The 23900-nt window shown below is 71.0% G+C and carries 17 protein-coding genes and 1 pseudogene; 3 read left to right on the top strand and 15 right to left on the bottom strand.

Translation table 11 applies throughout. The features are described from left to right. Together galE and galT are read right to left on the bottom strand one after the other, a co-directional pair. Positions 1–963 carry a UDP-glucose 4-epimerase GalE gene (galE, locus tag QQM39_RS26550; RefSeq protein WP_302000059.1) on the bottom strand — a complete coding sequence of 321 codons (963 nt, stop codon included), beginning with the start codon at positions 961–963 and terminating at the stop codon, positions 1–3. After that, positions 960–2045, bottom strand: a complete 1086-nt coding sequence (gene galT, locus QQM39_RS26545) for a galactose-1-phosphate uridylyltransferase (RefSeq protein WP_302000058.1) — start codon at positions 2043–2045, stop codon at positions 960–962. Before galT ends, galE begins: the two co-directional genes overlap by 4 nt. Before the next feature lie 178 nt (positions 2046–2223). Between galT and QQM39_RS26540 the strand changes: the two genes are divergently transcribed. Both QQM39_RS26540 and QQM39_RS26535 read left to right on the top strand, forming a co-directional pair. Further along, a complete protein-coding gene (locus QQM39_RS26540; RefSeq protein ID WP_302000057.1) occupies positions 2224–3915 on the top strand; it encodes a sodium:solute symporter family protein in 1692 nt (563 codons plus the stop codon). Between the two features lie 20 nt (positions 3916–3935). Further along, positions 3936–4289: a hypothetical protein gene (locus tag QQM39_RS26535; RefSeq protein ID WP_302000056.1), complete on the top strand. Its 354-nt coding sequence runs from the start codon at positions 3936–3938 to the stop codon at positions 4287–4289. 602 nt (positions 4290–4891) lie between these two features. Here QQM39_RS26535 and QQM39_RS26530 read toward each other — a convergent pair. The 4 genes from QQM39_RS26530 to QQM39_RS26515 form a co-directional block, all read right to left on the bottom strand. Next, complete coding sequence (locus QQM39_RS26530; protein WP_302000055.1) at positions 4892–5599, bottom strand: LuxR C-terminal-related transcriptional regulator; 708 nt, start codon at positions 5597–5599, stop codon at positions 4892–4894. Between the two features lie 323 nt (positions 5600–5922). After that, positions 5923–7758 (bottom strand): PQQ-binding-like beta-propeller repeat protein, encoded by a 1836-nt coding sequence (locus QQM39_RS26525; protein WP_302000054.1) that lies wholly within the window; start codon positions 7756–7758, stop codon positions 5923–5925. A 74-nt stretch (positions 7759–7832) separates the two neighbouring features. After that, positions 7833–9635 carry a PQQ-binding-like beta-propeller repeat protein gene (locus QQM39_RS26520; RefSeq protein ID WP_302000053.1) on the bottom strand — a complete coding sequence of 601 codons (1803 nt, stop codon included), beginning with the start codon at positions 9633–9635 and terminating at the stop codon, positions 7833–7835. 344 nt (positions 9636–9979) lie between these two features. Further along, positions 9980–11788 carry an ABC-F family ATP-binding cassette domain-containing protein gene (locus QQM39_RS26515; RefSeq protein ID WP_302000052.1) on the bottom strand — a complete coding sequence of 603 codons (1809 nt, stop codon included), beginning with the start codon at positions 11786–11788 and terminating at the stop codon, positions 9980–9982. 209 nt (positions 11789–11997) lie between these two features. On the opposite strand from QQM39_RS26515, the gene QQM39_RS26510 reads away from it, so the two are divergent. After that, positions 11998–13608: a S8 family peptidase gene (locus QQM39_RS26510; RefSeq protein ID WP_302000051.1), complete on the top strand. Its 1611-nt coding sequence runs from the start codon at positions 11998–12000 to the stop codon at positions 13606–13608. Between the two features lie 73 nt (positions 13609–13681). On the opposite strand, the gene QQM39_RS26505 is transcribed toward QQM39_RS26510, so the two are convergent. The 9 genes and pseudogenes from QQM39_RS26505 to rsmI form a co-directional block, all read right to left on the bottom strand. After that, the gene (locus QQM39_RS26505) at positions 13682–14803 is read right to left on the bottom strand and encodes a peptidoglycan recognition family protein (protein WP_367669126.1); all 1122 of its coding nucleotides are present in this window, start codon (positions 14801–14803) and stop codon (positions 13682–13684) included. Between the two features lie 192 nt (positions 14804–14995). Next, the gene (locus tag QQM39_RS26500) at positions 14996–16996 is read right to left on the bottom strand and encodes a nitrate- and nitrite sensing domain-containing protein (protein ID WP_302000050.1); all 2001 of its coding nucleotides are present in this window, start codon (positions 16994–16996) and stop codon (positions 14996–14998) included. A gap of 55 nt (positions 16997–17051) precedes the next feature. After that, complete coding sequence (locus QQM39_RS26495; RefSeq protein ID WP_302000049.1) at positions 17052–17831, bottom strand: MHYT domain-containing protein; 780 nt, start codon at positions 17829–17831, stop codon at positions 17052–17054. Between the two features lie 181 nt (positions 17832–18012). After that, positions 18013–18917: pseudogene (locus tag QQM39_RS26490) on the bottom strand (4-(cytidine 5'-diphospho)-2-C-methyl-D-erythritol kinase). Beyond that, positions 18918–19805, bottom strand: coding sequence for a 16S rRNA (adenine(1518)-N(6)/adenine(1519)-N(6))-dimethyltransferase RsmA (gene rsmA / locus QQM39_RS26485; RefSeq protein WP_302000048.1), 888 nt, complete (start codon positions 19803–19805; stop codon positions 18918–18920). Between the two features lie 78 nt (positions 19806–19883). After that, positions 19884–21371 carry a resuscitation-promoting factor gene (locus QQM39_RS26480; protein WP_302000047.1) on the bottom strand — a complete coding sequence of 496 codons (1488 nt, stop codon included), beginning with the start codon at positions 21369–21371 and terminating at the stop codon, positions 19884–19886. 146 nt (positions 21372–21517) lie between these two features. After that, on the bottom strand, positions 21518–22399 hold the full coding sequence (locus tag QQM39_RS26475; RefSeq protein ID WP_302000046.1) for a TatD family hydrolase: 882 nt from the start codon (positions 22397–22399) through the stop codon (positions 21518–21520). Positions 22400–22461: 62 nt separating this feature from the next. Next, entirely contained in the window at positions 22462–22857 is a 396-nt protein-coding gene (locus QQM39_RS26470; protein ID WP_302000045.1) for a hypothetical protein, read from the bottom strand. Positions 22858–23047: 190 nt separating this feature from the next. Beyond that, the gene (gene rsmI, locus QQM39_RS26465; RefSeq protein ID WP_302000044.1) at positions 23048–23896 is read right to left on the bottom strand and encodes a 16S rRNA (cytidine(1402)-2'-O)-methyltransferase; all 849 of its coding nucleotides are present in this window, start codon (positions 23894–23896) and stop codon (positions 23048–23050) included. Positions 23897–23900 lie beyond the last annotated feature (4 nt).

Below are 23900 nucleotides of genomic sequence, written 5' to 3'. Positions count from 1 at the left end.
TTAACCTGCGCGCCGCTGCGCGAACTCCCACGCGTCCGCGACGATCCCCGCGAGGTCCGCGCGGGACGGGTTCCAGCCGAGCCGCTCGCGGGCGGTGTCGGCGGAGGCGACCAGAACGGCCGGGTCGCCGCCGCGGCGCGGGGCCACGACCTCGGGGATCGGGTGCCCGGTCACCTGGCGGACGGTCTCGATGACCTCGCGGACGGAGAAGCCGTTGCCGTTGCCGAGGTTGCAGATGAGGTGCTCGCCCGGCTGGGCGGCCTCGACCGCCAGCAGGTGGGCCTCGGCCAGGTCGGCGACGTGGATGTAGTCGCGCACGCAGGTGCCGTCCGGCGTCGGGTAGTCGTCGCCGAAGACGGAGATCGCGTCGCGCCTGCCCTGGGCGACCTGGAGGACGAGCGGGATGAGGTGCGACTCGGGGTCGTGGCGCTCGCCGCAGTCGCCGTAGGCGCCGGCGACGTTGAAGTAGCGCAGGCTGACCGCGCCCAGGCCGTGGGCCGCCGCCTCCCCGGTGATCATGTGGTCGACGGCGAGCTTGGAGGCGCCGTACGGGTTGGTCGGCTGGGTGGGCGCCGACTCGACGATCGGTACCTGGCTCGGCTCGCCGTAGGTGGCGGCCGTGGAGGAGAAGACGAGCTTGCGCACGCCCGCCTCGCGCATGGCGCCGAGGAGGGCCATGGTGCCGCCGACGTTGTTGTCCCAGTACTTCTCCGGCTTCACCACCGACTCGCCGACCTGCGAGAACGCCGCGAAGTGCAGCACCGCGTCGAAGGAGGAGTCCAGCCACTTGGCGGCGTCGCGGATGTCGCCCTCGACGAAGGACGCCCCGGCCGGCACACCCTCGCGGAAGCCGGTCGAGAGGTTGTCGAGGACGACGACCTCGTCACCCGCCTCCAGCAGATGCTGGGCGACCACGCTGCCCACATAGCCGGCGCCACCGGTGACCAGGTACTTCCCACTCATGAACTCGCTACCTCTCGCAGTCGCTCGGCCGCGGCCTCCGGCCGGATGTCGTTGATGAACACGTTCATGCCGGACTCGGAACCCGCGAGGAACTTCAGCTTGCCGGAAGTGCGGCGAATGGTGAAAAGCTCAAGGTGAAGCGCGAAATCGTCCCGCACGACGCCCTCGAAGTCCTCCAGCTGACCGAACGGCGCCTGGTGCCAGGCGGCGATGTACGGCGTCGGAGGCTCGCCCTCGCCTTCCTTCCCTCCACCCGGCCCATCGAAGATCCGGTCGAAGCGCCTCAAGAGTTCCAGATACACCTTGGGGAACTCTGTGCGCGCCTCCTCGTCCAGGGCGAGCAGATCCGGCACCCGGCGCTTCGGGTACAGGTGGACCTCGTACGGCCAGTGCGCGGCGTACGGCACGAAGGCCACCCAGTGTTCACTCTCCAGGACGACCCGCTCGTCGGCGAGTTCACGCTCCAGGATGGCGTCGAAGAGGTTCTCCCCGCCGGTGGCGTCCTTGTGGGCGGCGAGGGAGCGCAGCATCAGGGCGGTGCGCGGGGTGGTGAAGGGGTAGGCGTAGATCTGCCCGTGCGGATGGCCGAGGGTGACACCGATCTCGGCGCCGCGGTTCTCGAAGCAGAACACCTGCTCCACGGAGGGCAGCGATGACAGTTCCGAGGTCCGGTCCGTCCACGCGCCGAGCACCAGGCGCGCCTGCTCCTCGGTCAGGTCGGCGAAGGACGCGTTGTGGTCGGAGGTGAAGCAGACGACCTCGCAGCGCCCGGAGTCGCCGGCGAGCGAGGGGAATCGGTTCTCGAACACGACGACGTCGTACGAGGAGTCCGGGATCTCGCTCAGCCGGTCGCCCTCCGAGGGGCACAGCGGGCACTCGTCGGCCGGGGGGTGATACGTCCGCCCCTGCCGGTGCGAGGCGATGGCGACCGCGTCGCCGAGCAGCACGTCGTGACGGACCTCGGACGTCGTGACGGTGCGGTCCAGGGGACGGCGGTCGACCGCGTCCCGCACGGTGTCGTCGCGCAGGTCGTAGTAGATGAGCTCACGACCGTCGGCCAGCTGGGTCGAGGTCTTCTTCACGCCGGACTCCCTATTAGGGCCACTCAACCACTCAACAGAACTAAACACATCGAAACACAACTCACCACCAGCGTCAACATCACAATCAAACAAAGAGCATCACCATACGTGTTCAATTACTGAACACAGGAGGCGTAGGTTCCGCTCTGTATCGGTTCGCACAACGAAGCGAGTACATATGCAAACCCCCACAGAATCCCCCACCTACCTCGCCGCCGAGCTACGGCTCCCCACGAACTGGCTCGACTACCTGATCCTCGGCATCTACTTCGTCGTCGTGCTGGGCATCGGGTTCGCCGCCCGCCGCTCGGTGAAGACCAGCCTCGACTTCTTCCTCTCGGGCCGCTCCCTGCCCGCCTGGGTCACCGGCCTCGCCTTCATCTCCGCCAACCTGGCCGCCACCGAGATCCTCGGCATGGCCGCCAACAGCGCGCAGTACGGTGCCTACACCGTGCACTGGTACTGGATCGGCGCCATCCCGGCCATGGTCTTCCTGGGCCTGGTGATGATGCCCTTCTACTACGGCAGCAAGGTCCGCTCGGTCCCCGAGTTCCTGCTCCTGCGCTTCGACAAGGGGGCGCACCTGCTCAGTTCGGTCCTGTTCGCCTTCGCCGCGATCCTGATCGCCGGCGTGAACCTGTACGCCCTGGCGATCGTGGTCGAGGCCCTGCTGGGCTGGCCGCAGTGGGTGGCCATCGTCGTGGCGGGCTTCTTCGTCCTCGCCTACATCACCCTCGGCGGCCTGTCGTCGGCGATCTACAACGAGGTCCTGCAGTTCTTCGTGATCCTGGCCGCGCTGATCCCGATCACCGTGCTGGCGCTGAAGAAGGTGGGCGGCTGGGACGGCCTGACGGACTCCCTGACCAAGACCCACGGCGACGACTTCGTCACGGCATGGGGCGGGACGGGCATCGGTGAGGCGAACCCGCTGGGCGCGAACTGGCTGACGATCGTACTGGGCCTCGGCTTCGTGCTCTCCTTCGGCTACTGGACGACGAACTTCGCGGAGGTCCAGCGGGCCCTCTCCGCGAAGAACCTCTCGGCGGCCCAGCGCACCCCGCTGATCGCGGCCTTCCCGAAGATCTTCATCGTGTTCCTGGTGATGATCCCCGGCCTGGCGGCGGCGGTCCTGGTCCCGAAGATCGGCACCTCCGGCTCCGACCTCCAGTACAACGACGCCATCCCGTACCTGATGGAACAGCTCCTGCCGAACGGCGTCCTGGGCATCGCGGTGACGGGCCTGCTGGCGGCGTTCATGGCGGGCATGGCGGCGAACGTGTCGTCCTTCAACACGGTGTTCACCACGGACATCTGGGCGAAGTACGTGGTGACGGACCGCGAGGACGCCTACTACGTCCGCTTCGGCCGCCTGATCACGGCGATCGGCGTGCTGGCGTCCATCGGGACGGCGTTCCTGGCCTCGTCCTTCTCCAACATCATGAGCTACCTCCAGACCCTCTTCTCCTTCTTCAACGTCCCGATGTTCGTGGTCTTCATCGTCGGCATGTTCTGGAAGCGGGCGTCGATGAAGTCGGGCTTCTGGGGTCTGCTGGCCGGCACGACGGCGGCGATGATCAACTACTTCGTCTTCTACAAGCAGGACGTCATCTCCATCCCCTCCGACCAGGGCGCCAACTTCGTCTCCGCGATCGCGGGCTTCGTGGCGGGCGCGGTCGTGATGGTGGCCGTCTCCCTCTTCACCGCGCCCAAGCCGACGGAGGAACTCCAGGGCCTGGTCTACGGCACCCGGTCCCCCGGCACGGCCGAGCCGGCCGCGCCGGGCGACGAGGCGTGGTACCGCAAGCCGGCGCTGCTGGGGTGGGGTGCGGTGGTGCTGGCTGCCGCCTGCTACATCCCGTTCTCCTTCTGACGATCGGAGGTTGAGAGACCATGACCGAGCACCCCGAACACCCCGAACCCTCCGAGCGCCCCGGCCACCCCGCGTACTCCGAGAAGGACGTCCTGCGCGAAGTCACCGAACTGGAGGGGAAGTCCGCGACAGCGGCCCGCCTCTTCGACATCCGGCGCATCATCGGCGGCCTCTTCGTGATCTACGGCGTCATCGTCACGATCGCCGGACTCACCGATGACGACGCCGCGATCGACAAGGCCGAGGGCGTCAACATCAACCTCTGGACCGGGCTGGGCATGCTGCTTCTCGGCCTGTTCTTCCTGGTGTGGCTGAAGCTGAGGCCTATTGTTCCGCCGCCGGACGTGGTGGTGGGGGACGACTCGAAGGAGTGACGTCCGGCGGGGGCGGGCCTCGGGTTTCTCGCCCCCGCCGCCCCGACCCGTCCCATCCTCAAGGGGCTCCGCCCCTTCGACCCCGCTGGGGCTGCCGCCCCAGACCCCGCTTTCGGCCCTGAACGGGCCTCGTCCTCAAACGCCGGACGGGCTGAATGCCCGGACCGGCGCCCAGAGGCCACGCCCTCTGCGATGGCCGTGCTCGGTGTCAAACGCCGAATGGGCTGAGTGAAGCCGAGCAACCTCAAGACGTGAAGCCACCTGCCCGGTGGGGGTGGGGCCGGACCAGCTGAGTGAACCGACCGGCCTCAAGACGTGAAGCCCCCCACGGGTGGGTGCGGGCCGGCGTTTGAGGAGGCGCACCCCCGCGGCGCCGCAGTCGCCCACGGCGGGAAGGGGACGTGCCGGGGGGGTGTCCGCCCGCAGCGGCCGGCGTCAAGAAACAGCCCCTCCAGGCCACCAGCAACCGCCGGACCGAGGACGGACCCCCCCCGGCACGGCCCCGACCCACAACGCACCCGCAGGCGCCACGCGAACCCCCACCGGTCAGCAACAGGCCGCCGCAGGCATCCCCGCCCCGGCCACCCGCCGGGAGACAACCGTCAGGACTCAGCCCCCACCCCACCCCCCGACGACGACTGCGCCACCGGCCCCGCCCGGTCCAGCAACCCCGTCCGGGCCGCCAAGGCCGCTGCCTCCAGCCTGGAACCCACGCCCAGCTTCATCAGAACCCGCTGCACATGGGTGCGAGCGGTGGAAGGCGCGATGCCCATGCCCGCCGCGATCAGCCGGGTGTCCTCGCCGTCGGCGACACGCACCAGGACCTCGACCTCCCGGGGGGTGAGCATCTGCAGCAACCGCTGCCCCTCGTCGTCCGGTTGAGCCACCGGATTGAGCAACTCACTGAACGCGCCCTGCAGAAGCTGCGGCGCCACCGCCGCCTCCCCCGCCCGCGCCTTCATGATCGCCCGCTCGACCCCCTCGATGCGCTCGTCATGCCGCACGTAACCCGAGGCCCCCGCCGCGAACGCCGCCGCGATCCCGCGCGGACTCGGCACCGGCCCCAGCACCAGCACCGCCACCTGCGGACGCTCCCGCTTGATCTTCACCACCGGGTCGAACATGCCGGGCTCCGCCGGCGTCGCCGTACCCAGCAGGCACACCTCCGGCGCCCGCGTGATCACCAGCTCCGCCGCCCCCGCGGCCGGAGCCGCCGCGGCCAGCACCCGGTGCCCCCGCAGTTTCAGTGCCGAGGCCAGCGCCTCGGCGAGCAATCGGTGGTCGTCGACCACCATGAGCCGCACTCCCATCGAGTAACCCCCCAGTCCCCCCAATGGATCCCCATCAACGCCAGCCCAGGACCGGCTGCGCCAGTCCGGATGACTCATGGATGCCCACTGGTCCGCGCGGACAGAAGCCCCCTCCCGGCTCCCCCGCCCTTCATGCCCCCGGAAGCTACACGCTTGTTCGACATTGCGCTCCCCCTACTGGTGAGAAGTGCCCCGGATCGACGGAATTTCTGGCTTTCCCCGCATTCGAGGGATGATGAGCGGTACGCGCACGGCCCCGCCCCTGAACAGGGACGGGGCCGTCATCACGCCCGACACCGATCGTTCGCGACCGGTCGCTTTCGTCAGCCGGTCGTACCGAACGCGATCACATGGGACTTGCTCGTGTCCGAACTGGTCAGCTCGCTCGCGTACATCGCGGACATGTACAGATGCCCCTGCGCGTAGATGATCTCGGCATAATCCGGAGACATCCGGGTCTCCGCATCGCGCACCACCTGCGTGGCCGGGTTCTCCAGCAGTTTCGTCTCCTTGAAGCTGCCGCCGTCGATGCTGACGATCTGCCCGCCCTTGTCGTACGGCGGACGCTTGTACGCGATCACGTTGCCGCCGTCCATGCGCAGGGGCGTGATGTTGTACCCGTCGCCCGCGTCCGCGCGCTGCCCGGTCTGCTTGCCGGTGGCCAGGTCGAACGAGACGATCTCGTTGGTCCGGCCGCGCTCGCCGCCGCCGGCGTGCTCCTCGGTCTGCGCGTAGAGCCGGTCGTTGCCCACCACGACGCCCGTGCAGGACTCGATCTTGGTGACGCCGGGGCAGCGTGCCGCGTACTGACCGCCCGGCAGGGAGATGCGGTTGCGCAGCTTGCCGGTCTTGTTGTCGATGGAGAAGGCGTCCGTGATGCCGATGGAGTCCTGGGACTCGCCGAGTTCGGCGGCCACGACGAGCGGCTCGGTGGAGATCACGCTGGCGTACTCGACGCCCTCGGTCATCTTGTACTCGGAGATCACCTTCCCGGACTGCGGGTCGATGGTCTGGATGTGCAGCTGGGGCTGGGTGTAGGAGCCGCACTTGCGGACCGCGACCAGCTTCGCGCCACCGGCGTACCCGAGGTCGTAGCAGCTGTCGTTGGCCTTCGGTACCCACAGCGGCTTGCCGGTCCGGAGGTCGAACGCGGCGCCGCCCCTGATGCCGCCGGCGGCGACCGTGCCGCCGCTGACGGTGACGTTGTCGAACTGGATCGCGTCGCCTTCGACCTCGGCGGTCTTCGTCCACAGCTTCTTGCCGGCATCGAGGTCGAGCGCCGCGACCTGGGTGCAGCCGTGCGAGGGCTTCGCCTTGGTCGGCATCGCGGGCTCGAAGGCGATGGCCGTCAGGTTGTCCTCGGTGATGTGCTCGGTCGCCAGGCAGACCGGTCCCGGCAGCGGGATCGTCCACAGCTTGGTGCCCTTGTCGGGGTCGTAGCCGACGATCTGGGCGACGCCGCTCTTGACGTACGCCTTGGCGGTCAGCCACGAGCCGGACACGGTGACGCTGCTCTTGTCGTCGACATCGGGCGGCGGGACCCGGAAGAGGACCTTGGAGGCGGGGTCGGCGGGCACCCTCTCCGTGCCGTCGGGGAAGTCGCCGCCGCCGGCGCCGTTTTCGCCGCCGCCGGTGCCGCCGCTGGAGCCGGCGGTGTTGTCGGTGCCGCCCTTGTCACCGGACTTGGCGTACCACACGCCACCGCCGATGATCAGCGCGATCACCACGACGGCCGCCGCCACGATGACGGCCACCTGCGCGTTGAGCTTCGAGCCGCCGCCCGGCGCGGCGGGCTGGGGGTACTGCGGCGTGGCCGCCTGCTGATAGCCGTAGCCGTAGCCGGGCTGCTGCTGTTGCCCGTGCTGGTTCTGCTGCTGCCCGTCGTACGGGTTCGGCGGCTGGCCGTACGGATTCTGCGGCTGACCGTATGCGGCGGGCTGCTGGCCGGGGTAGCCGTACCCGGCCGGAGGGGTCTGCGGGGCTCCCTGGGGCGCCTGGGGTGCCTGGGGATAGCCGTACGCGGGCTGCGGCGGCTGCTGCGGCGCCGACGGTGTCTGAGGTGCCTGCCCGGGCGGCTGCGGTGGCTGCTGCGGTGGCTGCGGCGCGCCGAACCCTCCTCCCGGCGGGGGCTGGTGGGGCGGTGGAGGCGGCTGGGTCATGGCGTGGGTACCTCAGGGGAGGGGGACGGCGGACGCGTTGGGGGCGGTGGGGAAGGGGAGAGCGGACGCACGCCTCACTTGCCGTAGACGAGCATCAGCTTCTCCTTCGCCTGGTCGTTGCCGCTCAGCCGGGTGCTGGAGAGGTAGAGGCGCCCGTCGGCCCAGTCGAGGTCCTTCGAGAAGAAGCCGTTCTCGACGCGCGCGGCGCTCGCCGGGTTCTGCAGCAGCGTCGTCGGCTGGGGGCTGCTGCCGCTGACCGGGATGGACACGACCCGGCCACCCGCGTCGTACGACGGCTCGACGTAGGCGATGAGCTTGCCGTCCTCGACCTTGATCGGCAGCATCGACTCGTCCGCCGGGGACTTGACGCGCCACTTCTGCTTGCCGTTGGCGAGGTTGATCGCGACGATCTCGTTGGCGCCGGTCGTCGCCTTGGTCGGCATGTAGAGCGTGTCGGCGTCGGCGGCCACACCGGTGCAGCCCTGGAGGTCACGCTGGAGGATGGCCCAGCCGCACTGGGCGCCGATCTCCAGGGAGACCTGGACCTGCGAGCGGCGCTTGCCGTCGGCGCCGAGGGTGGAGATGTTCCACTGCTTCTTGTCCTCGTTGGTGCTGTAGATGACCAGCGGGTCGAGGGAGAAGAAGCGCGCGACCTTCCAGCCCTTGTCGAACTGCCAGGTCCACTTGACCTTGCCGGTTGCCGGGTCGAGCTGCTGCACCTCGTCGTGCTCGTTGGTGCCGGTGGCGTCACAGCTCGCCACGGCGATCAGCTTCTCGCCGCCCGCGAACGCGTCCGGGAAGCACTTGTCGCCGAACCGCGTCTTGTCCCACAGCTTCTCGCCGCTGTCGATGTCGTACGCCGTGCCGGACTGCGAGCGACCGACCATCAACGTGCTGCCGGTGATGGACAGTTCGACGTCGAGCGTGCTGTCGAACAGCGCGCCGTTGGCGACGGAGCCCTTCCAGCCCTTGGCGCCGGTGCCGAGGTCGATCTGCTGGAGCTGGTTGCACTTGGCGCGGTCGCTGCTGCCGCTCATGTACGCCACGACGATCTTGTCGTCGGCCGACTGCTGCGGGGTGACCGCGCAGATCTTCTGCGGGAAGGTGATCGGGTCCCAAGCGGCCTCGCCGTCACCGAGGTTGTAGGCGAGCACCTGCTTGTACGCCGCCTTCACCGCGGCCTTGTCGGTGATCCACATGCCGGGGGCGTCGGCACCGGAGGCGGGCGCGTCGGGCGCCTGCGTGTACCAGAGCACCTTCGACTCACCGGACTGGCGGCCCGCGTTGAGGTTCTCCGGGTCGGCGCCGCCACCGCCGCTGCCGTTGCCGGAGTCGCCGGTCGGGGACCCGGAGCCCTTCGGGTCGCCGGTCGGCTGGGCGACCGGCGTCTTCGGGTCGTCGTCGCCGCCGCGGGTCACCGCGAACACGGTGCCGGCGAGGACAAGCAGCACCGCGGCCACGGCACCGATGATGAGGGCGGGCTTGCCCTTGAAGGGGCTGCCCGAGCCGGGCGGCGGGGTGCCGGGGGCACCCGGGTACTGCTGCTGGGGCGGGAAACCGTAACCCTGGGCGGGCTGCTGGCCGTACGGGCCCGGCTGCTGCGGATAGCCGTACGGGCCAGGCTGCTGCTGCGGCTGGCCATAGGCGCCCGGCTGCCCGGGCTGCGCCGGCTGCTGCTGCGGGTAGCCGTAGCCGGGCTGGGGAGCGCCGGGCGGCGGGCCCTGCGGGGGCGGGGGCGCCTGGGGCGGGCCCTGCGGCGGGGGCGGGGTCTGCGAAGCACCCGGCTGCGGGGGCTGCGGCGCTCCGAAGCCACCCTGCCGCGGATCCTGCGGTACGCCGAAACCGCCCTGCGGCGGCTGGTTGGGCGGCTGGCTCATGCGCGGTTCCCCCTTGTGACCGGTGTGGTGCCACGTCCTGTGCCGTCGCGTTTCCGCCACACCAGCGTTTCTCAGACTGTCTTCAGACGGCTCTTTCTATCACCCGCCACCGACAACCCACCGGCCCGTCTCAGCCCCTGTTCCCAAGGGAGAACCGCCCCGTGATGCCCCCGTTATCCGCCTTCACGCCCCCTTCACGCGAGGCGGTACTGCAGCGCCCCAAGGGGCGCGGGGCTGCATTGAATATGCGGCTCCGCCGCGCGGGCGCGACCAGCCACGACGGCGCCGCAGCCGACCAACGACACCTCGCGGCACCCCCAACAACGCGGCACCCAGCGGAGCGCCTACGCCTCGTCGGCGAGTTCCAGCCAGCGCATCTCCAGTTCATCCCGCTGCCCCGCCAAGTCGCGCAGTTCGGCGTCGAGTTCGGCGACCTTGGCGAAGTCGGTGGCGTGCTCGGCGATCTGGGCGTGCAGTTTGGTCTCCCGCTCGGAGAGCTTGTCGAGCTGCCGCTCGATCTTCTGCAACTCCTTCTTGGCGACGCGCAGATCGGCGGCGCTCTTCTCCGGTACGGCCTTCTCGGCGGCCGGGGCGGAAGCCGTGGCGGCGACCTGCGCCTCCATGCGGTGGCGCCGCTCCAGGTACTCGTCGATGCCGCGCGGCAGCATCCGCAGGCTGTGGTCGCCGAGCAGGGCGAACACCCGGTCCGTGGTCCGCTCGACGAAGAACCGGTCGTGGGAGATGACGATCATCGAGCCCGGCCAGCCGTCGAGGACGTCCTCGAGCTGGGTGAGGGTCTCGATGTCGAGGTCGTTGGTGGGCTCGTCGAGGAAGAGGACGTTGGGCTCGTCCATCAGGAGACGGAGGAGCTGGAGCCTGCGCCGCTCACCACCCGACAGGTCCCCGACCGGCGTCCACTGCTTCTCCTTGCTGAAGCCGAACGTCTCGCACAGCTGCCCGGCGGTCATCTCGCGCCCCTTGCCGAGGTCCACGCGCTCGCGCACCTGCTGAACGGCCTCCAGCACCCGCAGGTTGGGGTTCAGCTCGGAGACTTCCTGGGACAGGTAGGCGAGCTTGACGGTCTTTCCGACGGCGACCCGCCCGCCGGCCGGCTGCGTCTCGCCCTCGGTCCGCGCCGCCTCCGCCATCGCGCGCAGGAGGGAGGTCTTGCCCGCGCCGTTGACGCCGACGAGGCCGACGCGGTCGCCGGGACCGAGCTGCCACGTCACATGCTTGAGCAGCATCTTGGGACCGGCCTGGATGGTCACGTCCTCCAGGTCGAAGACGGTCTTGCCGAGCCGGGACGAGGCGAACTTCATCAGCTCGCTGCTGTCCCGGGGCGGCGGTACGTCCTTGATGAGCTCGTTGGCCGCCTCGACCCGGAAACGCGGCTTGGAGGTACGCGCGGGGGCGCCGCGCCGCAGCCAGGCCAGCTCCTTGCGGACCAGGTTCTGCCGCTTGACCTCCTCGGTGGCGGCGATGCGCTCGCGCTCGGCGCGGGCGAAGACGTAGTCGGAGTAGCCGCCCTCGTACTCGTAGACCGAACCGCGCTGCACGTCCCACATGCGCGTGCAGACCTGGTCGAGGAACCACCGGTCGTGGGTGACGCACACGAGCCCCGAGCGCCGCTCGCGCAGGTGCTGGGCGAGCCAGGCGATGCCCTCGACGTCGAGGTGGTTGGTGGGCTCGTCGAGGACGATCAGGTCCTGCTCCTCGATGAGCAGCTTGGCGAGCGCGATCCGCCGCCGCTCGCCACCGGAGAGGGGGCCGATGACGGTGTCGAGGCCCTGCGGGAAGCCGGGCAGGTCGAGGCCGCCGAAGAGGCCGGTGAGTACGTCCCTGACCTTGGCGTTTCCGGCCCACTCGTGGTCGGCCATGTCCCGGATGACCTCGTGCCGGACGGTCGCCGCGGGGTCGAGCGAGTCGTGCTGGGTGAGCACGCCGAGGCGCAGTCCGCCGGAGTGGGTGACCCGGCCGGTGTCGGCCTCCTCCAGCTTGGCCAGCATGCGGATCAGGGTCGTCTTGCCGTCGCCGTTGCGACCCACGACACCGATGCGATCGCCCTCGGAGACGCCGAGCGAGACACCGTCGAGCAGGGCACGGGTGCCGTACACCTTGCTGACGTTCTCGACATTGACCAGATTGACGGCCATTTCTCTCCTGCCCAGGGGGATCGATCGACCCTCCAGGGTAGTCCGGCGCACCGACACCTCCTCTATCCGCGTCGGCACCCGCCCCCTCACCCGCGCTTACTCGCGCGTAGGGATTCCCCTAATTGACGTGACCTCTTCAAAAACGTCACCGTAAGCGCACACGACAGGCCACCCCCCACGGCCCAGTCCGCGCACGTCTCCCCCTCCCCGTGTCGTCCGTGCAGCACTCCCCCGCACCCCGCCGCAGACGCGTCGCCCTCGCCGCGCTCGTCTCGGCCGCCGCCCTGTTCGCGGTGGGCGCCGCGACCACCGCCCCCGCCTCCGCGGCCCCCGCCGAGGGCGTCGTCCAGGGCGCCGACGCGCCCGGCGCCATCAAGGGCAGCTACATCGTCACCCTCAAGGACAACGCCGGCTTCCGGGCCGCCTCCGCCAAGGGCAGGGCGCTCGCCACGCGCTACGGCGCCGAGGTGGAGCGCACCTACAAGAGCGCGCTCAACGGCTACGCGACCGAGATGAGCGAGACCGAGGCCAAGCGGCTCGCCGCCGACCCGGCCGTCGAGAGGGTCGTCCAGAACAAGACGGTCCACATCAACGCCACCCAGACCGGACCGACCTGGGGCCCGGACCGCATCGACCAGGCGGACCTGCCGCTGGACTCGTCGTACACCTACCCGGACAGCGCGGGCAGCGGTGTGACGGCGTACATCATCGACACCGGCGTCCGCATCACCCACAGCGAGTTCGGCGGCCGGGCCTCCTACGGCTACGACGTGGTCGACGGCGACTCCACCGCGCAGGACGGCAACGGCCACGGCACGCACGTGGCCGGCACCGTCGCGGGATCCACGTACGGCGTCGCCAAGAACGCGGACATCGTCGCCGTGCGCGTCCTCGACGACGACGGCTCCGGTACGACCGACGGCGTGGTCGCGGGCATCGACTGGGTCACCGAGAACGCCCAGTTCCCGGCCGTCGCCAACATGTCGCTGGGCGGCAGCGCCGACTCGGTGCTCGACGAGGCGGTCCAGAACTCCATCGCGGCGGGCATCACTTACGCCGTCGCGGCCGGCAACGACAACACCAACGCCTCCTCGAACTCCCCGGCCCGTGTCTCGGCGGCCCTCACCGTGGGCGCCTCGACCAGCGCCGACGCCCGGTCCTCCTTCTCCAACTACGGCTCCGTACCGGACCTCTTCGCGCCCGGGTCGAGCATCACCTCGGCCTCCAACGCCTCCGACTCCGGCACCGCGACCTACTCGGGTACGTCGATGGCGTCCCCGCACGTCGCCGGCGCCGCGGCCGTCTACGTCGGCGAGAACCCGAGCGCCACGCCCTCCGCGGTCGCCTCGGCCCTGACCTCGGCGGCCTCCTCCGCCACGCTCACCGGCGTGGGGACCGGCAGCCCCAACCTGCTGCTCCAGGTCACCCCGGCCGGTGACGGCGACGGCGGGGACGACGGCGGCGACACCGGCTCCGCCTTCGAGTCGACCACCGACGTCTCCGTCCCGGACGCGGGCTCGGCCGTCCACTCGCCGATCACCGTCAGCGGCCTCACCGGCAGCACCCCCAGCGACCTGTCGGTGTACGTCAGCATCGTCCACCCCTACCGGGGTGACCTGGTGATCGATCTGGTGGCGCCCGACGGCTCGACGTACCGCCTGAAGAACAGCAGCTCCTCCGACTCGGCGGACAACGTCGACGCCACCTACACGGTGAACGCGTCCAGTGAGACGACGGTCAACGGGACCTGGCAGCTGAAGGTGCAGGACGTCTACAGCGCGGACACCGGATACATCAACAGCTGGAAACTGACCTTCTGAGACACATGCAGAGGCTCTGAACGACCGTGCGCCCCGGGGACCGGACCCCCGGGGCGCATCGCCGTGCCCGGGGTCAGCGGCGGGCGGCCGCCGCGCGGACCTCGGCGAGGAGGTTGTACATGATGTTGCCGGGGCACTCGGTGGCGAAGTAGTCGCGGTGACCGCCGACCACGTTCGTGTCCTTCTTCGTGCCGTTGACCGGGTTGACGTACGTCACCTGCGCCTGCGGGTCCAGGCCCTTGAAGCGGGAGATGACCTTGATCAGCCGGATCAGGGAGGCCTTGGCCGCGTCCGTCGGACCCTGCTCCTGGAGGGTGCCGATCAGGGCGACGCCGAGGGCGCCTGAGTTGTAGCCCACGGAGTGGAAGCCGGTGACGAGGTCGCCGTCCTGGTTGAAGGCGGGGATGCCGTCGTCGCCGGAGTAACGGCCCTCGTAGACGTTGCCCGCCTCGTCGATGAGGAAGTGGTAGCCGATGTCGCCCCAGTCGTTGGTGATCGCGTGGAACTCGTAGATCGCGCGCACCGTCGCGGCCGGGTCGGGATCGCCGTTCGGCGTCGCGGTGTGGTGGACCGTGATGATCTGGAGCGGGTAGTACGTCTCGGGCGAGTTCACCGAGCCGTCCGGCTTGAACCGCTTGGACTCGTCGGCGCCCCAGGCCGGGCGCGAGAGGTAGCGCACGCCACGCACGCGCGTGGGCTCGCTCGGCACCTGGACGGTGCGGTCGGGGCCGTCGGTGGTGTCGATCGCCAGCGAGTGGACGCCGTCGATGCCGCTCGGGGCCTTCACCTCGTACGCGGTGGCGTTGTCGGCGGCGACCAGGGCCGTACCGCCGTTCTCGACGGTCGCGCAGCCGCTCGCGAGGGTCTGCCAGTCGCCGTCCGCGAGCCGGATGGCGGCACCCTGCTTCGCGCCGGACCAGCGCACACCGACGTAGGTGGCGGCGAAGGCGGTGGCGGCCTCGCCGGTGCCGGTGGCGGCCTCGGTCCGGGTGGCGGGGAACTTCTCCGGCGTCGTACCGGAATCGCCGGAGCCGGACGCGGAGTTGTCCGTCTCGCCGGAGTCGCTGGACGCGAACACCATCGGCGTGAGCGCGGCACCGGCGGCCACCGCTCCCGAGGCGGCGATCACGCCGCGCCGGGACAGGGAGCGCTTTCTACGGTGGGACGGCTGGGCGGGGGTGGGGGATTCGGACACGGACGTGTCCCCTTCCAGAAGTGCACTTGACGGGGGCGCCGGGCATGCCGAGGGCAGCACGGGCGGCCTGGCCTGACGCCAGACGCTTGAAACGTCAAGGGAATCTAACCGTCCCACCCGCCCCACGCGTACTCCGATCGCCGTACATTCGTGTGAAGATCGGGCAAGGAACCCCTACTTGTGAGTACGGCGTTACGCTCCGGCGCCGTCCGCCCGCTGCCGCTGCGTGATCAGCGCCGCCGCCGGGGCCAGGCCCCGTCCCTGGAGCTCCTGTTCACCCACCGGCATGTCGTCGCGCAGCAGGTTCTCGGGGACGAGGACGGCCGCCGTGACGCCGCCGTTCGGCGAGGCGCGCAGCTCGACGCGCAGCCCCTGCCGCTCGCGCAGCCGGTTCACCACGAACAGGCCGATCTGCTTGGCGTCGAGGAGGTCGACCTTCTCGGACTGGAGCTTGCGGTTGGCGTCGGCGAGGGCGTCCTCGTTCATGCCGAAGCCGCTGTCCTCGACCTCGATGAGGAGCCCCTCGCGGATCCGGGCGGCGCGCAGCTGCACCTTGGTGCTCGGCGGGGAGAACGCCGTGGCGTTCTCGACCAGTTCGGCGAGGAGATGGATGACGTCGGCGACCGAGCCGCCCACCAGCGACACCCTCGGCACCGCCCAGATCTGCACGCGCTGCCCGTTCTCGATCTCGGCGACGGCCGCGCGCAGCACGTCCGCCAGCGCGATCGGGTCCCGCCAGCCACGCCCCGGCGCGATGCCGGAGAGGATCAGCAGGCTCTCGGAGTGCCGGCGCATCCGTGTCGCGAGGTAGTCGACGCGGTACAGGTCCTGCAGCTCCGCCGGATCCTGCCGGCGCCGCTCCATCCCCTCCAGGAGGTCCAGCTGACGGTGCAGCAGCACCTGGCTGCGGCGCGCCAGGCTGACGTACACCCCGGAGATCCCGCTCAGCAGTTCGGCGCGCTCGCTCGCGGCCTTCAGCGCCGCCCGCTGCACCGCCGTGAGCGCGGTGCCGACCTGGGCCAGCTCGTCGCCGGCCAGTCGCCGCATGGGGGCCTCGGCGTCGATGTCGACGCCCTGTCCGGCGTGCAGCTTGCGCATGGCCTGGGGCAGGCGCCGGCCGGCGACCTCCAGGGCGTCGTTGCGCAGGTCGAGGAGCTCGACGATGAGGCCGCGTCCGACGAGCACGGAGACCAGCAGCGACAGCAGCACGCCCACCAGGCCGAGCACCACCGCCACGCCCGAGGCGCCGAGGGTGTCCCAGCCGAACGGGTCGGCCTGCGCGGTGGCCCCCGTTCCGGCCGCCGTCTCGGCCTCGGTCAGCTCCTTCAGCACACCGGAGACCGCCGTGTCCCAGCCCGCGAGCGAACCGGCCGTCACGGCCGCCGCTCCGGCCCCGGCGTCCCGCACCCGGTTCTCGACGGCCCGCACGCGCGCGTGCCCGTCGCCGCCCAGGATCTCCTCGTACGCCGCCCGGTGTGCGGCCTTCAGGTCGGCGACGGCGGGTTCCAGCAGGTCGCGCTGCAGGGCGACGGCGCCCACGAACAGCGCGTACGGCTCCTTGCCCAGCGTCCCGCGCGCGCCGGCGGCGGCCAGCAGCGCCTGCTCCCGCGCCAGTGCCTCGCGCGCGCGGGCGAGTTCGAGCACCACGCGCGCCTCGGACGCGGCGTCGGTGCCCTGGTCGCCGGTGAGGGCGCCGGTGACGGCGAAGGCGTGCTCGATGATCGCCGAGTACGCGGTGTACGCGGCCGAGGGCGCCCCCGCCTTCTTCGCGGCCGCCTCGGCGCGCGGCTTCGCCAGCCCCTCGGCGTCGGCCTCCAGGCGCTCGATGCGCCCGGGCAGGCTCGCGTCGAGGAGGGCGGCGTCGGAGCTGGCGGCGTTGATGCCGTCGAGCAGGGCGGTGGCGGCCTTGTCGGTGGCCTCGCGGGCCTTGGCGAAGGCCTCCGGGGCCGTCGCGGACCGCATCGCGGCGGTGCGCTCGGCCTGCAGCACGGTGACGAAGTCGCCGACCGGGGTGAGGAGTTCGGAGTTGACGTCCTTGGCGCGCTCGGTGTCGCCGATGCTGGAGGCGGTCGTCACGGCGGCGAAGCCCCACAGCGCCATGAGGGACACGATGGGCAGCATCAGCAGGGAGACTATCTTCGCCCGCACCGATCTGGGGCGCAGCCGGGCGGAGGTACGGCGGGGGACGCGCATGAGGGGACCTCGTTCGACCTGGGTCGGGGGAGAAGCTCGGGGGTACGGGGAGCCGTCAGGCCGTGGTGAGTTCGACCTCGCGCAGCAGCTGTGCCGCGGCGGCCGACTCGTGGCGCTTGCCGGTCGGGGACAGCGCGACGTACGCGGCGGCGAGGAAGAGGAACGAGCCGAGCAGCACGGCCAGCGGGAAGATGAACTCCGTGGCGGTGGCGCCGGGCAGGGCCGCGCTGCTGGGCGCGAGGGAGATGTTCACGGCGTACATCGCGGTGTAGTGCATGCTGCTGACGGCGAGCCCCATGACGAGCGCGGCGGCGGTCGCCAGCACCGGTCCGCGCACGATGAGCGTGAGGGTCAGTGCGGCGGTCGCGGCGACGACGGCGATCGCGACCGAGGCGATGACGAGCATCGGGTCGTAGTCGACCTCGCCGTGCAGGTTGAGCGCGGCCATGCCGGTGTAGTGCATGGCGGCGACACCGAGCCCGGCGCCGAGGCCACCGAGGAGGACCGACATCACGCGTGAGCGGCCGTATCCGGCGGTGAAGACGCCGGCCGCGACCACGGCGACGGCCATCAGCAGGCTCAGCACGGTGATCGGGACGTCGAAGCGGATCGGGGTGCCGTCGACGCTGAAGCCCATCATCGCGATGAAGTGCATGGTCCAGATGCCGGAGCCGATGGCGAGCGAGGCGAGCAGCAGCCAGTTCCGCTTGGAGGCCCCGTCCGCTTCAAGTGCCCTGACGGTGCAGCGCAGTCCGAGCGCCGAGCCGACGCAGGCCATCGCGTAGGACAGGACGGGGGTGACCCATCCCGCGCTGAAGTGGTCCATGTGCCCCATGGGAGCTCCTCAGGAGTACCACCGGTAACAGACGACCGGGGGTGGCTGATCATGCCACCCCTCGCTGAGGAGCAGATCACCTGAAAAGGATCACGAAACCCCATTGGTGAACATTAAATTACTGTGGCGTGCCTTACACCCTTGCCCTCCCACCCGCACATTTATGCAGGCCAGAGGGAGCTCACCGGCTGATCACCGTGGCCCCCGGCACGGGTCCGGACGCCGTACGCACCACTCGGCAGGTCCCCGACGACCGTAGAGTTTCGGCCACCTTCACCGCCGACTCGGGGTCGCGGGCGAGGAACGCCGTCGTCGGGCCCGAGCCGGAGACCAGCGCCGTGAGCGCGCCCGCGGCACGGCCGGCGGCGAGGGTGTCGGCGAGCTCCGGGAACAGGGAGAGGGCGGCGGGCTGCAGGTCGTTGGAGACGGCGGCGGCGAGCGCGTCGGCGTCGCCCTTCGCGAGGGCGTCGAGGAGCGGCTCGGAGGCGACCGGCTCCGGGATGTCCGTGCCCTCGCCGAGCCGGTCGAACTCACGGAACACGGCGGGCGTCGACAGCCCGCGCTCGGCCATCGCGAACACCCAGTGGAAGGCGCCGCCCACGTCGAGCGTCCGGAGCTTCTCCCCCGCCCGGTGCCGAGCGCCGCCCCGCCGACCAGGCTGAACGGCACGTCGCTGCCCAACTCGGCGCAGATGTCGAGGAGTTCCTCACGGGAGGCGTGCGTGCCCCACAGCGCGTCACAGGCCAGGAGCGCGCCCGCGCCGTCCGCGCTGCCGCCGGCCATGCCGCCGGCGACCGGGATGTCCTTGGCGATGTGGAGGTGCACGGCCGGGTCGATCCCCCGGCGCTCGGCGAGCACGATCGCCGCCCGCGCCGCCAGGTTCGTACGGTCGAGCGGGACCTGGCCGGCGTCCGGCCCCTCGCAGGTCACGCGCAGTTCCTCGGCCGGGGTCGCGGTGACCTCGTCGTACAGGCCCACGGCGAGAAAGACGTTGGCCAGGTCATGGAACCCGTCGGGACGGGCGGCGCCGACCGCGAGCTGGACGTTGACCTTGGCGGGGACCCGTACGGTGACGCTCGCGCTCACTTACTCGGACTCCTTGTGCTGGGCGGCGGCTTCCTTGTGCTCCGCGATGCGCACGAACTCCTCGACCGTCAGCGCCTCTCCACGCGCCTGCGGCGAGACCCCGGCCGCGACGAGCGCCGCCTCGGCCGCCGCCGCCGAACCCGCCCACCCGGCGAGCGCGGCCCGCAGCGTCTTGCGGCGCTGGGCGAAGGCGGCGTCGATGACGGCGAAGACCTCACGCCGCGAGGCGGTCGTCTTGATCGGCTCGGCGCGCCGGGTCAGCGCCACCAGCCCGCTGTCGACGTTCGGCGCGGGCCAGAAGACATTGCGCCCGATGGCACCGGCCCGCTTCACCTCGGCGTACCAGTTGGCCTTCACGGACGGCACGCCGTACACCTTGGAGCCGGGCGCGGCGGCCAGGCGGTCGGCGACTTCCGACTGCACCATGACGAGGGTGCGTTCGATGCTCGGGAAGGTCTCCAGCATGTGCAGGAGCACGGGGACGGCCACGTTGTAGGGCAGGTTCGCGACCAGGGCGGTGGGCGGCGGGCCCGGGAGCTCCGCGACGTGCATCGCGTCGGTGTGCACCAGCGCGAAACGGTCGGCGCGCTCCGGCATGCGGGCCGCGACGGTCGCGGGGAGCGCGGCGGCCAGTACGTCGTCGATCTCGACGGCGGTGACGCGGTCGGCCACCTCCAGCAGGGCGAGGGTGAGCGAGCCGAGCCCCGGGCCGACCTCGACGACCACGTCGTCGGGCTGGACCGCCGCGGTGCGGACGATACGGCGGACCGTGTTCGCGTCGATCACGAAGTTCTGGCCGCGCTGTTTGGTGGGGCGCACACCGAGGGCGGCCGCCAGTTCACGGATGTCGGCGGGGCCCAGCAGGGCGTCGGGGGTGGGGCTGCTCACCCGACAAGGGTACGGGGCGCCGCCGGGCGCGATCGCACCAGCGCGGCCGGCCCCGCAGCCGACCCCGGCGGCTGACGGTCACCCGTGCAACCGCGCCCCGCAGTGCGGCCAGGGACTCGCCCCCTGCCGCACGTACAGCTTCTTCGCCCGCAGCGTCTGTTCCGCCGCCGGCGCGTCCTGCGGCCGCCCCTTCCCGCCGAGGTTCCGCCAGGTCTGCGTGTCGAACTGGTACAGCCCGCCATACGTCCCCGACGAGTCCACCGCGTCCGCCCGCCCCCCGGACTCGCACGCCGCCAACCCCTCCCAGTTCAGGTCACCCGCGCCCTGCACGGACGTCGGCAACGGCTTCGTCCCCACCTTCACCACCTGCGTCCGCGGCTCCCGCACCACCTCGGACCGGATCCGCCGCGGCTTCTGCCGGACGCCGTTGACGGTGCGCAGCGAGTACGTGATCCGCCGCAGCCCCGGCTGTCCCGCCCGCTCGACGACCTCCGTTCCCTTGAACACCGAGGGGTCGTCGATCCGCTCCACGGCGAACGGGATCGCCTCGTCGCGGATCTCCTTGCGGCCGGTGATCCTCAGGACCGTGACCGTCTGGCCGTCGCGCGGGAAGCTCTCGTGCGGCACGGACGTGGTGTCCTGTCCGCGCAGGGTGATGCCGGCCTGCTCGACCACCTCGCCCACGGTCGCCGCGTTCGTACGGATCGTGCGCGCCCGGCCGTCCGCCATGATCGTCACCGCGCGTTCGGTGCGCACATTCAGCGCGAGCCCCTCGCGCCCGATGCGCCGGGAGCGCGGCGTCGACAGATACGCCCCCTCCGCGCGCACCCCCAGCTGCTTGAGCGCCGCCTCGACCGTGCGCGCGGTCGTCCACACCTCGCGCCGCTGCCCGTCGAGCGTGAGCCGCACCGGGCGCCCGTAGTGCACCTCGACCTCGGCACCGTTGGTGAGCGCCGCACCGGGACCGGGCGCCACCACGTCGTGCGCCCCCACCTCCACGCCCTCCTCGGCCAGCAGTTCGGTGACGTCGTCCGCGAAGGTGTGCATCTCGCGCGGCTCGCCGTCGACGGTCAGCTCGATCGCCTTGTCCTTGGCGACGAAGGCGGTCGTGCCGCCCGCGAGGAACGCGACGACCAACGCCTGCGGCACGAGTCGGCGCATGGGCCCGTCCACCCGCTCGGCGGCTCGAGCCCGGTGCCGGCGCGCGGCACGTCGACCACGCCGGGGGCGTACCACCGGCACGGGCGCCACAGCTTCAGCGGCCTCGTATGCGGGGCGGTACGTGTCCTCGTAGGCCGCGTAATCCCCGTAGTCCCCGTAGTCCCCGTAGTCCCCGTGATTCCCCTGGTCTCCATGGCGACCGTGGTCCCCATGGCCGCCGTGGCCACCGTGCTGGCCGTAGCCGGCGTACACCCCGTACACAGGTCCATACGTGTCCGTACGCGTCTGGTACGCCCCCGGCACCCCGTATGCCAGCGTCTGCGCGTTGTACGGGTCGAAGCCGCCGTACGCCGGGGGCTCGTGCACGGGGATCGGGCCATACGTCTCGAACTGCGCGTTGCTCACGACGACACGCTCCAGCGGAGGAGTCCGGATCCGGATCGGGCCCACAGAAAGTAGCGGAGGGGTGGTGACTCTCCAAAGCGGTCCGACTACGTATCGTGACGATCGGTGGGCGTGGACCCGGGCGAGCGTTATCCGCCGGTTATCGGTCAGTAACCGAAGGCATGTGCCGTGTTCGACCCGAGGGCCGCCGCCAGCACGTCCTCCTCGATCCCCCGTACGGCGGCCATGGCGCGCACCGTGATCGGAATGAGATACGGGGCGTTGGGCCGTCCGCGGTACGGCGCCGGCGTGAGGAAGGGCGCGTCGGTCTCCACGAGGAGCAGCTCCAGCGGGGCCACCGCCACCGCGTCCCGCAGGTTCTGGGCGTTCTTGAAGGTGACGTTGCCCGCGAAGGACATGTAGTAGCCGGCGCGGGCGCACACCTGGGCCATCTCGGCGTCCCCGGAGTAGCAGTGGAAGACGGTCCGCTCGGGGGCGCCCTCCTCCTTCAGCACCCGCAGCACATCCGCATGAGCCTCGCGGTTGTGGATGACCAGGGCCTTGCCGTGCCGCTTGGCGATCTCGATGTGGGCGCGGAAGGACGCCTCCTGCGCCTCCTTGCCGTCGGGCCCGGTGCGGAAGTAGTCGAGGCCGGTCTCGCCGACGCCCTTCACCTGAGGGAGGGCGGCGAGGCGGTCGATCTCCGCGAGCGCCTCGTCGAGCGCCCGCGCTCCCCCGGGTTCGCGCGCGCCCTGCCGTGACCAGCCGTCGGGGTCCCCGTGCACGATGCGCGGAGCCTCGTTCGGGTGCAGGGCGACGGTCGCGTGCACGGCGTCGTACCGCGCCGCCGTCTCGGCCGCCCACTGCGAGCCGCGTACGTCGCAGCCCACCTGCACGACCGTCGTCACCCCGACCGACGCCGCCTTCGCCAGGCCCTCCTCCACGGTGCCGGACTGCATGTCGAGGTGGGTGTGGGAGTCGGCGACCGGCACCCGGAGCGGTTCCGGGAGGGGCGGGGCGGCGTGCTTGTCGGCGGCGTTCGAAGGCATGCCCCGATCCTACGAAAGGGGCATGCCTTCTCTGTCGGCGCTCGGTCTCAGCCGACCTCGACTCAGCTCGCCTTGCGGTGGAAGACGTGCAGGAGATCGGACAGATGCCAGTGGTGGTCCGTCCCGGCCGCCGACTCCGGCGTCGGCCTCCCCTGCCGGGGGATCGACCGCTGGGGGTGCAGGGAGTTCTGCACGGAGGACACCTGCCCGGGCCGCATGATGCGGACGACGTGGTTGTCGCAGTTCTGACACGTGGGCCGGCTCAACGGAGACGGAACCACCTGGCCGTCGGCCACATAGAGGACGAACTCACGGCCGTGGCCGTCTATGTGGTGCTCTATCTCGTACGACTGCTCCCAGCCGTGCCCGCATCGCATGCAGGCGAAGGAATACGACTCGTGGACGACGGCGGTCGCGGCGCTGCGAAGGCCCGTGGTCTGCTGTGCGATCTCGCTCATGCCAGCTCCTGTGGTCCGCTGGTGGGACGGGTTGCGTCCCTTCGACCAGTGGACTCCTCCGCGGCAGCGAACGCACGCCATCTGTCCAGTGTTGGCGCCGACTTGGACGTTCTTTGCCGAAAGGGCCGACTCCCTTTACCCCCGCATGGGGCGCCCGCTCAGCCGAGATACGCCCCGCTCACACGGCATTTCACGCCCCCGCGTTCTTCGCCGCGACCACCGCGTCGAAGACCTCCCGCTTCGGCACCCCGGCCTCCGCCGCCACCGCCGCGATGGCCTCCTTGCGCCGCTCCCCCGCCTCTTCCCGCACGCGAACCCGCCGCACGAGCTCCTCGGCGCCGACCTCCTCGGCCCCCTTCTCGGGCGCCCCCTCGACCACGACGGTGATCTCCCCGCGCACCCCCTCGGCAGCCCAGGCCGCGAGCTCCCCGAGCCCGCCCCGCCTGACCTCCTCGTACGTCTTGGTCAGCTCCCGGCACACGGCGGCCCGCCGCTCGGCGCCGAACGCCTCGGCCATCGCGGCGAGCGTGTCGTCGAGCCGGTGCGGGGCCTCGAAGTAGACGAGCGTGCGCCGCTCCTCGGCCGCCTCCCGCAGACGCGACATCCGCTCCCCCGCCTTGCGCGGCAGGAACCCCTCGAAGCAGAACCGGTCGACGGGCAGCCCGGACAGCGCGAGCGCGGTGAGTACGGCGGACGGCCCCGGTACGGCGGTGACGCGGATGTCCTTCTCGACGGCCGCGGCGACCAGCCGGTACCCGGGATCCGACACCGACGGCATCCCCGCGTCGGTCACCAGCAGCACGCGCGAGCCTTCGAGGAGCGCCTCGACGAGCTCGGGCGTACGAGCCGACTCGTTGCCCTCGAAGTACGACACGACGCGCCCGGCCGGCTGCACGCCCAGCGCCTGGGTCAGGCGCCGCAGCCGCCGGGTGTCCTCGGCGGCGACCACGTCCGCGCCGGCCAGCTCCTCGGCGAGCCGGGGCGGGGCGTCCTTGACGTCGCCGATGGGGGTGCCTGCCAAAACAAGGGTTCCTGTCACGTTT

This window comes from Streptomyces sp. DT2A-34 (assembly GCF_030499515.1).
GTDB lineage: Bacteria > Actinomycetota > Actinomycetes > Streptomycetales > Streptomycetaceae > Streptomyces.
The sequence above is the reverse complement of the archived record's forward strand: the minus strand, read 5'-3'. Positions and strand labels throughout refer to the sequence as shown.